The organism is Methylocaldum marinum (assembly GCF_003584645.1).
In the GTDB taxonomy this organism is placed as follows: domain Bacteria; phylum Pseudomonadota; class Gammaproteobacteria; order Methylococcales; family Methylococcaceae; genus Methylocaldum; species Methylocaldum marinum.
In genome coordinates, this window is sequence record NZ_AP017928.1 from 3,550,237 (window position 1) to 3,563,182 (window position 12,946).

Annotated in this window: 10 protein-coding genes; 6 read left to right on the plus strand and 4 right to left on the minus strand. The window is 56.9% G+C overall.

Annotated features, from left to right (window positions below):
- Nucleotides 1–16: 16 nt before the first annotated feature.
- The 4 genes from sS8_RS15610 (at nucleotide 17) to sS8_RS15630 (ending at nucleotide 3,631) form a co-directional block, all read left to right on the plus strand.
- On the plus strand, nucleotides 17–424 hold the full coding sequence (locus sS8_RS15610) for a DoxX family protein (RefSeq protein WP_119630415.1): 408 nt from the start codon (nucleotides 17–19) through the stop codon (nucleotides 422–424).
- A gap of 653 nt (nucleotides 425–1,077) precedes the next feature.
- A complete protein-coding gene (locus tag sS8_RS15620; RefSeq protein WP_119630417.1) occupies nucleotides 1,078–1,707 on the plus strand; it encodes an FMN-dependent NADH-azoreductase in 630 nt (209 codons plus the stop codon).
- Between the two features lie 339 nt (nucleotides 1,708–2,046).
- Nucleotides 2,047–3,258 carry a 4-hydroxybenzoate 3-monooxygenase gene (locus sS8_RS15625; RefSeq protein WP_119630418.1) on the plus strand — a complete coding sequence of 404 codons (1,212 nt, stop codon included), beginning with the start codon at nucleotides 2,047–2,049 and terminating at the stop codon, nucleotides 3,256–3,258.
- A 4-nt stretch (nucleotides 3,259–3,262) separates the two neighbouring features.
- On the plus strand, nucleotides 3,263–3,631 hold the full coding sequence (locus sS8_RS15630; protein WP_145986553.1) for a hypothetical protein: 369 nt from the start codon (nucleotides 3,263–3,265) through the stop codon (nucleotides 3,629–3,631).
- Between the two features lies 1 nt (nucleotide 3,632).
- On the opposite strand, the gene sS8_RS15635 is transcribed toward sS8_RS15630, so the two are convergent.
- Both sS8_RS15635 and sS8_RS15640 read right to left on the minus strand, forming a co-directional pair.
- Nucleotides 3,633–4,139, minus strand: a complete 507-nt coding sequence (locus tag sS8_RS15635) for a transposase family protein (RefSeq protein ID WP_119630420.1) — start codon at nucleotides 4,137–4,139, stop codon at nucleotides 3,633–3,635.
- Entirely contained in the window at nucleotides 4,030–4,560 is a 531-nt protein-coding gene (locus tag sS8_RS15640) for a helix-turn-helix domain-containing protein (protein WP_119628746.1), read from the minus strand. Before sS8_RS15640 ends, sS8_RS15635 begins: the two co-directional genes overlap by 110 nt.
- Nucleotides 4,561–5,463: 903 nt before the next feature.
- Between sS8_RS15640 and sS8_RS15645 the strand changes: the two genes are divergently transcribed.
- Together sS8_RS15645 and sS8_RS15650 are read left to right on the plus strand one after the other, a co-directional pair.
- Complete coding sequence (locus sS8_RS15645) at nucleotides 5,464–9,333, plus strand: hydantoinase B/oxoprolinase family protein (protein WP_232020330.1); 3,870 nt, start codon at nucleotides 5,464–5,466, stop codon at nucleotides 9,331–9,333.
- A gap of 87 nt (nucleotides 9,334–9,420) precedes the next feature.
- On the plus strand, nucleotides 9,421–10,020 hold the full coding sequence (locus sS8_RS15650) for an LOG family protein (protein ID WP_119630421.1): 600 nt from the start codon (nucleotides 9,421–9,423) through the stop codon (nucleotides 10,018–10,020).
- 73 nt (nucleotides 10,021–10,093) lie between these two features.
- On the opposite strand, the gene sS8_RS15655 is transcribed toward sS8_RS15650, so the two are convergent.
- Both sS8_RS15655 and sS8_RS15660 read right to left on the minus strand, forming a co-directional pair.
- Entirely contained in the window at nucleotides 10,094–10,750 is a 657-nt protein-coding gene (locus tag sS8_RS15655) for a hypothetical protein (protein WP_119630422.1), read from the minus strand.
- 65 nt (nucleotides 10,751–10,815) lie between these two features.
- Nucleotides 10,816–12,864 (minus strand): alkaline phosphatase, encoded by a 2,049-nt coding sequence (locus sS8_RS15660; protein WP_119630423.1) that lies wholly within the window; start codon nucleotides 12,862–12,864, stop codon nucleotides 10,816–10,818.
- Between the last annotated feature and the right edge of the window lie 82 nt (nucleotides 12,865–12,946).

Genomic DNA, 12,946 nt, shown 5'->3' on the forward strand with positions numbered 1-12,946 from the left:
ACCAATGGAAAACTCAATGAAAAACGTGCATACCCTGACCGATGGCTTGGCTCTTCTGGCGCGTCTTCTCCTAGGCCAGATCTTCTTGATCGCCGGTCTTAGCAAAATTGGCACTTATGCCGCCATGGAAGCTTACATGGAAAGCAAAGGCGTCCCCGCCGTGCTGCTTCCGCTGGTCATCGTTTTGGAGACGGGAGCGGGACTTGCCTTGACGGTAGGACTTTATGCACGTGGCACAGCACTCGTGCTGGCACTTTTCGCACTGATTACCGCATTTATTTTTCACACGCCGCTTTCCGATCAGATTCAGCAGATCCTCTTCATGAAGAACCTCTCCATAGCAGGCGGATTGCTCATGGTGGTGGCTTTCGGCCCGGGCGCCTGGAACCTGGATTGCATCTGGCGCAGGGAGGCGCGGACCTGATCCTCGAATATAGCGCCGATCACGGCGCTTTTGTCATGGCTTGTCCTCGGAATATCTGCTCGATGCCTGATCGAGAGACACCCCGTAGCTAAGGGCAAATTGATCATGCAAGCGATGCAGATTGGATCCCATGGCGGCTCGGAGATCCTTCACCTGGCCGCTTTCCCGGTTCGGGGCCGAATGCGGGCAAGATACACGTACGCATCCGCATCCGGGCATCCGCCCTCGATCGCCGCCATAAAACTGTCCGGATGGACTGTTTCCCGATCACCAATAAGCTGCCGCTGGGCCTAGGCGATGAGACGATCCGCATGATCGAACCTGACGAAACCGGCCTCTGAACCGCAGAGCCCATGACCGTCTACGAGGTGTTTCGGGCGGTTCCGCAACGGGACCCGAGCCGAGCCGGCAATGGAACCCGCAACCTTGCTTCGCCCCCCCCAAAGGGATTTTCGTTCGAGGCCGAACCCGTACTTGCCAATGAGGATGCCACAGCCCATGACATCTTTCAGGAAAACGGAACCCAAGACCGGCGAAACCCTCCTGGCGATCGGGGCGCCTAGGGGCGGGTTCTTTTGGAGTCCGGATTGGGACGGTCCGCCGGCAAAGTATTGCGTATTACCAACAACAGCAAAATCAAGCGAGATTGAGACATGTCCAAGCTGCTCTACATTGAGGCGTCCCCCAGAAAGAAGCGCTCCCACTCGATAGCAGTCGCCCAGAGCTTTTTAAGAGCTTACTCCATAGCGCATCCAGACGATGAAATCGAAACATGGGATTTATGGGACATGGAACTTCCGGATTTGTCCGAGGAAGTCATCAACAGCCGCTACACGATTGCATCCGGTCAGTCAAATGATGATGAGTCAGCCAAGATATGGCACCAGGTAACTGATGTATTTCGGCGTTTTGCATCAGCCGACAAATATCTTTTTAGCATACCCATGTGGAACTTCGGGATACCTTACAAGCTCAAGCACTTCATCGACACAATCACCCAACCTAATCTCGCCTTTCATTTCTCCCCTTCCACAAACTGCCAAGGATTAATCACGGAAAAACCCGCTACGGTGATTTACACCCGCAGCGGCCAGTATTTACCGGCCTCGGACACCGGAACTCTTGACTTTCAAAAACCTTATATGGATACCTGGCTCAAATTTATAGGTTTTACAGATTTACGAAGCGTCGTATTTGAGTGCACGAACGGTGACCCGGGAAAGGTCGCACAAGCCAAGATCACGGTTTTGAACCAAGCAGCGCTCTTGGCGAAGGAATTCTAGAAAAGCCCTGAATAAATCCACCTCCGTTACACTGTCTTTTGCCGAATAATACACGTCATATTAGGGTCACATCCAGCTATTATGCTTTCGAGTAACCAGTCATTGACCCATACAACAATTCACGTTCAGGAGCTGAGAATGACACACACCCAATAACCTAATTAAAGCCATGATGGACCATAATGACAAGGTATTTTTACGATAGTGCTTTTTGGGACGAGCCTGAGCAGTCGGCTTACGCCTAATATATCTTCGCATCAGTCAGGCAAAATTCTTCGCCGAACCTGCGATACCAGGCGCAACCTGGAAAATACGGGTTGATAATTTGAGGGAGATGTTATGGAACTACGACACAAGATTTGCATTATTGGCGCGGGCCCCGCTGGACTGGTATTAGCCAATATCCTCAATAACGCAGGGATTGACTGCATTGTTCTCGATAGACGCGGGCGAGATGAAATCACCAAATGCCACCGAGCCGGCCTGATCGATCACAGATCGTTATTAGCTCTGAAAAAACATAATCTTGCTCAAGGCCTTCTACAATATGGGCAGCCGCACACGATCTGCGAGTTCAGAATGAGTCAAGTCGACTTCCTCCTGGAATATACCCAATTATCGGGTGGTGCGATGCACTATATATACCCTCAGCAGGAGCTTATTAAAGACCTCATTCAGAACTTTGAACAGGCACACGGAACAATAAGATTCAATACGGAAGCGACCTTTGTCATCAACGAAAACGGAGCGGAAGTCGAGTACTACGATAAAAAACAGAAAAACTCCAAACGAATGGCTTGCGATTTTATTGCGGGATGCGACGGTTTTCACGGCATCTCGCGAAGATCGGTTCCATCCACTCACGCACGCATCTTTGAACGATATTACGACTCATCGTGGCTAGCGATTCTCGCCGAAGCCCCTCCCTCTGCCAACCACATCATCTACGCACTCCACCCTAACGGCTTCGCCGGCCATATGCTTAGAAGCGATAAAGTTTCCAGATACTACCTGCAAGTTAAAAACACCGACGACGTAAACAACTGGCCCGATGAACGTGTCTGGACGGAATTGGAACTGCGCCTCGGCAAAGAAGGATGGAGACTGATTCAAGGAGAAATCCTTGAAAAACAGATCATTCCCATGCGGAATTTCGTGATCGAACCCATGCAATACCAACGGCTTTTCCTCGCAGGCGACAGCGCACATATCATTACGCCCGCCGGCGGAAAAGGCATGAATCTGGCGATACAGGATTCTTTGGTATTGGGAGAACTTTTCGTGGGGCATTACAGAGGGGACTTTTCCGCCGACTTGAATGCCTACTCTTCCATTCGCTTGCCTGACATCTGGCATGCTCAAGAGTTTTCCTCATCCTTTCTGGATATTCTTAGCAGGAGCAATGACGCCTTTGAGACGGATCTCTTTACAAGGAAGCTGAATGAATCGAGATTACTTCAATTAAGAGACAATCCCTTGGTAGCAACGGATTTTTCCAAGAAGTATGCCGGGGCAATGGCAGACCCTCATCATTATGCATATGGAAACTAGGATCATGCACGCATACAGAATACCTTTTTCTTACAATTACTCTCACCAACTTCCCTTGGGGGAGGACTTCGGCATTGCCTCGAATATATGGCAGCCTTTAACCACGATTGATGAATTACCATACACGCCACCCAACTGGATTGAAGCGCTTTTTCAAAGCAGGGCGGCACTTATTGACGAGATAGAAAAACGCGCACAAAAAACCGACTTCATTCAGGTCGATGTTCGCGCGCAAACATTATCTCTATATAGCGACAGGATTCTTATCGAGAGAACGGCTGTGCTTTATATGAAAGAGCAAGAGCCTCTTTTTCATGCCTATATAAAAGCCTCAATAGACACTAGAGTTGCTTCCGATGCTAAACAATTGTAAATCAACAGATTTTGTAGTTCCAAAGCCCGGCGGAAAGTGAGAAAAAATAATCCACGAAGTGACCCAGATGATTTCTAATCCGATGCATCATGCAGTGGAAGAACTTCATGCCACCGATGGCATGCTCAACGATGACCCGCGTGGCGGCTTGTTTTCTGTTCTGTTTCTTCTGCTCAGGCGTCAATGTCGGATTAGGGTTTTTCTTGGATTTTCTAGGTTTCTTGTGGGGTAGATATATTTGGGTACTTTGATAATCTTTGTCCGCGCCCAGAAATCCTAAGTCAAGCCATAAATTGACCTTCTCGAACCACGCTGAACCCGGTGTGAAGACGTCTTTCATGAGTGTGTAGTCATGTACGCTGCCTGCCACAATGCAACACAAAAACAATATCCTTCGATTAAAGTCGGAGATTACGAGGGATTTGAGCGTATGTCTTTTTTTTTCCGCTGTAATGCTTTTCCTGTTCAGTTTCATCTTGGGGTCGAACGCAAGCGACCTCCACGCCATCGATCGCTATGTTCTTATATTGATCAATGAGTTGAGAGAATTCTTCTGGGGTTGTTAGCGTGCGCTCCGGCATGACGTTGAGGCTTGTCAACGCTCGCACTAAAACCGGCAGCAAGCGGTCGATGTGGGCATGGGCATGTCCGCCACTAAAACCGAAATGAAAGCCCAGAACGTCAAAAGTGGGATAGGTTTTCAGATAGTACAAAACGAAAAACAGCTTTTTCTCGTAAGAATCAAGATAACCTTTAGGGCCGCCCTGTTTAACGTGTTTTATCTCGCCCTTTTCGACACGCTCTCGATCGATGGCTTGAGCGGCCGACTCAAATACTTTGACGAGGGCTGTGAACTTCGCCTTGGGCATTCCAATCAACGATGCCACGATGCGGTCATCGGTTATTTGGCTAAATTTGTCGTAGATCATGGAAGGTTTTTATATTCGGATTTGTTTGAGAAACAAGTGGGCTATCAATACCATGCATTAGCATCAGGTACAACTCTACTAGCGATGGAAAGTTTATTGATATCTCCGCTCTTTTTCGACAGCCATGGTCGCGGTTCATCAGGTCGAATCAGTTCACCATGGGAAGAACGCCGGTCAAATGGTGCCAAACGGAACTGCCTTGGCTGTCCGACAGCCTGGGTTACGATCGGGATTCGAAATACTGGTGTTTGTATAGCCGGCTCCATGGACTTGACAATGAGTGCAATGACAGGGTTTCAGGCTATGTTATCGAAATATTTATTTTGGAGAATTTTGAAAAGCTTTCTGCAAACTGTAGTCAATAACCTAGAGACAATGAGGCCCGAAACTCCTGCGTCATAATTGGAGTATAAAATCTTCGCAGCACGGATAGGCCGGCGGACGACCGATGATTACGCGCGATTCGAAACCTCGGAGTCGCGAATGAATCGGAGACTCGGCGTTGTCGCCGGCTGGTTTCCGCGGGGCGATAGCCGCGCCCCTCAAAATGGTCACATGAAGTTCCTGCTTTGAGTCCTCATCATTCAGTTCAAGCGATATACGGCAGTCGGACGTGCTCGAGTGTGCCCCAGGCTGATCGGCCCTGAGCTCGGTCGAAGTGCCCGTCCTGAGCACCGTCGAAGGGCCTCTCTGAGTTTCTCCAAGAGCCTGTCGTGAGCACTGCCGAAGGAGCTGCACCTCAACGGTGAAGCGGATCAGCGCTATACCATCGAAACACAAAGGACTTGTTGGCACATCTAAACGGTCAACTACCGTTTCTAGGGTTAAACTATCCGCCTGATTTTTAAGACGCCAGTGCGTGGCGACGGTATCCTCCTAGGGTTCCCGTTCAGCCTGGAAAATTTGAAGAGGAAGATTCCCGTCTGTTCCAGGTTCCGCGACGATAATTCCAGTCCCGATGCCCGGACTTGGTTGGCCGAGCAGGACTACGAACCCATCGCCCAACCTGCCTCGCAGCGGTCGGACTTAGATATCATCGAACGCAGCGCCCTAGACGGCTTCTTCATACTCGCCGAGAGCGAGCAAACAACCGATTTGGTGACAACAACGATCAGCACCATGCGTCTAGACATCCCAAGCTGGCAATTTTGGATCGATCGCGGCGGCACTTTCACCGACATCGTCGCCCGCCGATCGGACGGCCTCCTTCTGACCCACAAACTTCTTTCGGAAAATCCGGACCGCTACTCCGACGCCTCTCTCCGGGGCATCCGCGATATATTGGGCCTGGCGCCCGATGGGCCGCTAAACGACGCCGATATCCTCGCCGTGCGGATGGGCACCACGGTGGGAACGAACGCACTGCTGGAACGAAAGGGCGAACCGACGGTCCTGGCGATCACGCGGGGCTTTGCCGACGCCCTCCGCATCGGCTATCAGAACCGGCCGGATATCTTCGCCCTGAATATCCGCCGCTCCGAACCGCTTTATCAAAAGGTCATCGAAATATCGGGGCGCATCGACGCCCACGGCTCGGAACTGGAACCGCTGGATCTCGATGAGGCGGAACGATGCCTCGGCGAAGCCTATCGCGAAGGTTTCCGGTCGATCGCCGTCGTGCTCATGCACGCCTGGCGGACGCCGGATCATGAACTCGAACTGGAGAAGCTGGCCAGGGCGATCGGCTTCACTCAAGTTTCCCTCTCCCACCGCGTGAATCCCGCCATGAAACTGGTCGGACGGGGCGATATCACGGTCGTCGATGCTTATCTGTCCCCGGTATTGCGCCGTTATGTCGATCAGGTGGCGGCCGGTTTGGGCATCGGTCCGAACGACGAAATACCGCGAGACCGAAAACGCAAGCTGCTATTCATGCAGTCCAACGGCGGACTGGCGGATGCCCACCGGTTCCAGGGCAAGGACAGCATTCTCTCGGGTCCCGCCAGCGGCATCGTCGGCGCAGTGGCGGTCTCCCGTCTCGCCGGCTTCGACCGGATCGTCACCTTCGACATGGGCGGCACGTCCACCGACGTGGCCCATTACGCCGGCGAGTTCGAACGCAGCCAGGAAACCGAGATCGCGGGCGTTCGGCTCAGGGCGCCCATTCTCAATATTCACACCGTCGCGGCGGGAGGCGGCTCGATCCTGCATTTCGACGGACTGAGGTTTCGGGTCGGACCGGACTCGGCCGGCGCCAATCCGGGTCCCGCCAGCTACCGGCGTGGCGGACCTCTGTGCGTGACCGATGCCAACGTGATGGTCGGCAAGATCCGCCCGGAGTTCTTTCCGAAAGTCTTCGGACCGAACGGAGATCAACCTCTCGATACCGACATCGTGCGGCGCAGATTCCGGGAATTGGCGGAAACCGTCCAGTCCGGCATCGGACAAACGCTCTCGCCCGAAGAAGCGGCGGAAGGCTTCATCGACGTGGCGGTGGAGAACATGGCTGCCGCCATCAAGAAGATTTCGGTGCAGCGCGGCCACGATCTGGCCGATTATGTCCTTTGCTGTTTCGGTGCGGCCGGTGGCCAGCACGCCTGCAAGGTCGCCGAGCGGCTCGGCATCTCCAGGATTTTTCTGCATCCTCTGGCCGGCGTGTTGTCGGCGTACGGCATGGGTCTGGCCGATTACCGCGTCATCAAGGAACGCTCGATCGTCGCCCTGTTAAACGACTCCGCCGTCCCCGAACTTCATGAAGCACTCGACGATCTGGAAGCCGAGGCGCGCGCGGAACTCTCGGCCCAGGGCGTGCCGCCGGAACTCATAGTCGCGGCTCGCACGGCGATGCTTCGATACGACGGCACCGACACCCTGTTTGCCGTTCCGTTCGGCGCTTCGGCGGAGATGCGGGCGAACTTCGAGGAGCGGCACCGGCAGCGCTTCGGCTTCATCTATCCCGACAAGGCCCTGCTGGTGGACACCGCAAGCGTGGAACTGACCGGCTTGACCGAGACGGTCGAAGAGCCGGAATGCCCCCTGGTGCTCGGCGCTTTACCGGAACCGGTCGCCCGAGTCTCGATGTATTCCGGACGCACTCATCACGACACGCCGGTTTACCGGCGCGATGACCTGAAGCCTGGCGTAAGCCTGCGCGGCCCCGCGCTTCTGATCGAACCCAACTCGACCACGATTATCGAGCCGGGCTGGCGGGGCGAAATTACCGCCCGCAACCACCTCATCCTCGGTGCCGACGAAACTACCGACGGCGCGACTCCGAAATCGCAGGCGGAACCAACGGAGCAACGCGTCGATCCCGCGCGCCTCGAAATCTTCAACCGGTTATTCACGTCGGTCGCCGAGGACATGGGCTACACCCTGCAAAACACGGCCCACTCGGTGAACATCAAGGAGCGGCTCGACTTCTCCTGTGCGCTGTTCGACGGACAGGGCGGGCTCGTCGCCAATGCGCCGCATATTCCGGTGCATCTGGGCTCCATGGACGAGAGCGTCAAGGCGCTGATCGCGGGCCACGGCGACCGGCTGCGGCCAGGCGACGTTTGGCTCGTCAACTCTCCCTATCACGGCGGGACCCATCTGCCGGACATTACCGTGGTCACGCCACTGTTCGACGATGCGGGAGAATCGGTGCTTTTCTTTCTCGCCTCGCGCGGACACCACGCCGACGTCGGCGGCATAACGCCGGGTTCGATGCCTCCCCGCAGCACGTCCATCGATCAGGAAGGGATACTGAGCGCGGGCTTGAAGATCGTCGAGAATGGGCAAATATGCGAAGCGGACATACGTACCTGGCTCGCGGCGAAGCCTTATCCGGCCCGTGATCCCGACCGCAACCTCGCTGATCTCCGCGCCCAGATCGCCGCCAACGTCAAGGGGGTGCAGGCCCTTCGCGGCATCCTTGAGCGTTATTCGCTGGTCGCGGTCCAGCGTTATATGGGACATGTTCAGGACAATGCGGAAGAAGCGGTGCGCCGGGTCATCGCTCGGCTTTCCGACGACGAATACAGGGTGACCATGGATTCCGGCGCAGTCATCCGCGTGGTGATCCGGGCAGATACCGAGAACCGGCGGGCCGTCATCGATTTTACCGGCACATCTCCCCAGCAGCCGGACAATCTGAACGCCCCGGCCGCCGTATCCAAAGCGGCTGTCCTCTACGTATTTCGCACCCTGGTGGACGACGATATTCCGCTCAATGCCGGATGCCTGCGCCCGCTCGAAATCCGAATTCCTGAGGGCTCGCTGCTCAATCCCCGCTATCCCGCTGCCGTCGCGGCGGGCAATGTGGAAACCTCGCAGCACGTCGTCGATGCCTTGTACGGCGTGCTGGGCGTGCTGGCCGCCTCTCAGGGCACGATGAACAACTTCACCTTCGGCAACGCGCATTTCCAGTATTACGAAACCATTTGCGGCGGGGCCGGCGCCGGGGCCGGTTTCAACGGCGCCGACGCCGTGCACACCCATATGACCAATTCCCGCATCACCGACCCGGAAGTGCTGGAATGGCGCTTTCCGGTGTTGCTGGAAACCTTCGCCATCCGTCGCGACAGCGGCGGCGAGGGCTTGTACAAAGGCGGCGACGGCGTGATCCGAAAAATCCGGTTTCTTGAGCCCATGACCGCCGGAATCGTCTCGGGTCGCCGTATCCGGCCGCCTTTCGGCCTGCACGGCGGAAAACCGGGAGCGTGCGGACAAAACCTCGTGATCCGCAGCAACGGAAAACAGGAAATTCTCGGATCTCAGGCCGAAACCGACATGGCCGCGGGCGACCTATTCGTCATCGAGACGCCCGGCGGCGGCGGCTATGGCAGTTAGCTCGTCCGAATCCGCATGGTCTCCGGGCCTTGGACAACTGCCCGCTAAGGACCTTTTGACCACTGTTTTGGACATCGAGGTGATCATTTGAAGAGCATTTGCGTATTCTGCGGTTCCAACCCCGGCAAACGCCCGGAATATCGGATCGCCGCCGAAACCTTGGGCCGGCTGCTGGCCGAAAGAGGTTTGGAACTGGTGTATGGCGGCGGGACCGTGGGTCTCATGGGCATTCTGTCGAGTGCCTGCCTTGCGGCCGGAGGACGGGTGATCGGCGTTATCCCGAAAGCATTGATCGGCCGCGAGGTGGCAGGACGAATGGTGGAACACACCCTTCTTAGCCGGCTGGAAGTGGTCGATTCGATGCACACCCGCAAAGCCCGCATGGCAGAAATCGCGGATGGCTTCATCGCGCTGCCCGGCGGTTTCGGGACATTCGAGGAGTTGTTCGAGATTCTTACCTGGGCCCAACTTGGATTTCATCGTAAGCCGATCGGGCTTCTCGATGCGGAAGGCTACTACGAACCTCTTCTAACCTTGTGTGATCGGGCGCTCGCGGAGGGTTTCATGAAACCCGAGAGCAGAAATCTACTGCTGGCCCATACCGCCCCGGAAACGCTCCTGGAAGCCCTGACCGAATATCAACCCGAACCGGCCATCCCATGGATTCGGGACGAGAAGCAACTGTAATTACACCTGCAAGAAAAGCTTGCCCGGGAATCCGGGCAAGCTGGCAGGAAAGCACCAAAAGAGCGGCGGCTATCTACGAAACCCGTTTGCGCCGTGCGCTGAATCCCAATGCGCTCAACGCCGAGAACATCAAGACGGCTGCAGGCGGGATGGGTACAGCGGAATAGCTGATATTGTCGTAGTACGCGCCGGAAGGGAGCAGAATGCTGCTGACGCCGTAAAGCGCACCGCTCCAGCTCGCCACATAGCCCGGTACCGTTTGATCGGCAACGAGCGTCGCCAGAATAAGCCCCGTGGCGTCCAGGAACAGCAAATCGGCCGGGACCAGGTTACCAAACCCACTATTGTCCAGAGTCACCGAGAAACCGGCCAGATCGATGCCGTCGGCAAACTGCACCAGAACCGGCGCCCAGCGTGCGTCCAGCGCGTTGGGACCGGACGGCGCAGGGCCGTAGAATCCACCGTCGAAAGTGTCGGGGTTCCGCGCCAGAACGTCGGTTCCGTCGGCGGCAACACGCCATTTTTCCGAACCCGGAATTTCATCGCCGAATTCGTCCGTCTCGGTGCTGAACTCGGCTTCGACAAAGCTGATTCCGGCAGGTGCCGCGCTGTTGGCGGTCGAACCGGCAGCGACGGAATCAAAATCGATGGTCGTGGCGGCGGAAACCGGCTGCACCATGGCCGCGACAAGGCCCAGGCACAGCGCGGCGATTTTGAGCTGTGAAAACATGATTGTCATCTCCGGTTGGCGCGCGGAGCGGCCTGCACCGCTCCGCGCGAATGGTCAAGCCGTTCTTATTTGCAGCGGGTAGCCGTGCTGGCGCTGGCGCCGCCGACCGTAGCCTGCATCAACTGGAAAAACACGTCGGTGTTGTCCATGGTGCCGCCGAGCAGCGAGGCGCCGCGTCCGCATGCGGACAGCGGGATGTCGTTGCCGGTGTGCACGGCGGTCGTGCCCGGGACCTGGCCGGTCACCAGGAAATCGCCGACGGTGTCCCGGCTCAGCGGGCTGGACGGATAGGCGTTCAGAGGCGCAACGCCGTTGCCCGGTTGCTGACTGTCGCGCAACGGTTCGGCATTGGTGCGCCAGTCTTCGTAGCGGTCTGCATTGGCGGCATAACCGACCAACATTTTATAGTCGGGATCGGTGTTGGCCGGATAGCCGTCGGCGGCGATACCGTAGTTCGGAAAACCGGCGCCGTCGTAAACCCCAACCACCTCGTTGCGAACCACCGCCGCACCGCCGCCCGTGGCGATCTTGGCTTGCAGATCGGCGTCCGTCACGCGCGAGCCGCCGATGACGGCAACGCCTGCGCACTCGTGATCGGCGGTGACCAGCACCAGGGTATCGGGATGAGTCTTGGCATACTCGCTCGCCACGGCTACGGCCTTGTCGAACTCGATCGTATCCATGATGAAACGCTCGGTATCCATGTTGTGCGCCTGCTTGTCGATGGAAGAACCTTCCACCATCAACACAAAACCGTTCGGACTATGGGCGTCCAGCACATCCAGAGCCTTGCCGGTCATTTCTTCCAGCAGCGGCTGATCCGGAAAGCCATAGTCGTCGACCACGGTGGAAACGCCGCGGCGTTTGCCGAGCTTGTCCAGCGCCACGTTCATGTTGGACAGGGCGAATAGGCCCAGCAGCGGCCTGTCGGCGCCGGACGCGTTCAAGGTCGCGAGATCCGACGCATAATTCCAGCCCGCAGCCTGGAAATCGGCGATCAGGTCACGGGAGGGATCGTTGCCGCCCGGCGCCGCGCCCCAGCCGGCGACGATGTCGGGAGGCAGAACGTAGTCGCTGCTATTGGCGCGGGCCGAGCCATTGAAATTGACCACGCCTCCGGCACTGCTGCAATCGGGTTCCGCGCCGTTGCACTGCGTCGGATTGGGCAGAAACCATTTGCGGCCGCCGCCCATCAGCACGGTCAGACCGGTTTTCGCACGGTCATCGAAATACTGGTCGACGATGCCGGTGCCGGCACCGCGATTCTGGGTGTGGACGGCGTTGGAAGCCGGGGTGGCGTCGAATACGTCGGAAGTGGTCACGATGCCCAGTTTCTTGTCCTGAGTGCGGGCCAGGAATTCGGCCATGTATTCCACGCGTGGATTGTCGAAAGCGGCCGTGGTGTCATCCGGAAAGACGCCTTCCTGATTGTTGTTGGCCTTGTTGCCGGTCACATAGTTCTGCATACCGGGAGCCGAGTCGGTGATGATGGAATTCAGCGACGGGGTCATGATGCTGGCGGCGACCGGAAAGGTATCCATCGCCAGTTTGCCCCTGGCCTTACCCTGGGTGACGCCGTACTGCATGATCCGGGCCGCGGTGCGATGGCCGGACCCCATGCCGTCGCCCAGCAGGATGATGACGTTCTTGACCTTTCTGCCGGTCGACGAAACACCGACGACTTCGAAATTGCCGGTCGCGGTGACCGTCTGGCCATCGCTCTGCGTGGCCGTCACGCTCAGCGTGTGGATGCCCGGCGTCGAGTTCGAATAGCCGCGCACCGATACGACCGCGGTGTTCTCGGGCAAACCGGGAACCAAGCCGGTGGTCACGATGGACGTCGTCCCGGGTGCCGGCGTTACCGGGGCACCGTCGATAGCGAATTGAAAGCCGGTAATGGTGGTGCCGGCATCCGGCTGGACCGTCGCCTGCATGTCGAATTTCTGTCCCGCCAAGAAGCGGGAAATAATCGGGTAGGCTTCTCCCGAGCTGAATAACTCGCTCGGCGGGGTAAGACGCGAAACGGTAGGTGCCGCGCCGGCAGCGCCCGAAAACGCCGCGGCCACCGCAAGAGCCAGCAGCGACGCACGGGTCGATGGTCTGGATTTGGTCATGAGTGTTGCTCCGATCTGTAGTGATGCACTGGTTTTAGAGACTCAAGGGCGGATGCCGGAGACGGCTCCGGGAGCGGAGCCA

Bases quoted from the DNA above. Each gene is read 5' to 3' on its own strand.
- sS8_RS15625 (WP_119630418.1), top strand. From the start codon at position 2,047: ATGGAACTACGACACAAGATTTGCATTATTGGCGCGGGCCCCGCTGGA.
- sS8_RS15630 (WP_145986553.1), top strand. From the start codon at position 3,263: ATGCACGCATACAGAATACCTTTTTCTTACAATTACTCTCACCAACTT.
- sS8_RS15640 (WP_119628746.1), bottom strand. From the start codon at position 4,560: ATGATCTACGACAAATTTAGCCAAATAACCGATGACCGCATCGTGGCA.
- sS8_RS15610 (WP_119630415.1), top strand. From the start codon at position 17: ATGAAAAACGTGCATACCCTGACCGATGGCTTGGCTCTTCTGGCGCGT.
- sS8_RS15620 (WP_119630417.1), top strand. From the start codon at position 1,078: ATGTCCAAGCTGCTCTACATTGAGGCGTCCCCCAGAAAGAAGCGCTCC.
- sS8_RS15635 (WP_119630420.1), bottom strand. From the start codon at position 4,139: ATGGCGTGGAGGTCGCTTGCGTTCGACCCCAAGATGAAACTGAACAGG.
- sS8_RS15655 (WP_119630422.1), bottom strand. From the start codon at position 10,750: ATGTTTTCACAGCTCAAAATCGCCGCGCTGTGCCTGGGCCTTGTCGCG.
- sS8_RS15660 (WP_119630423.1), bottom strand. From the start codon at position 12,864: ATGACCAAATCCAGACCATCGACCCGTGCGTCGCTGCTGGCTCTTGCG.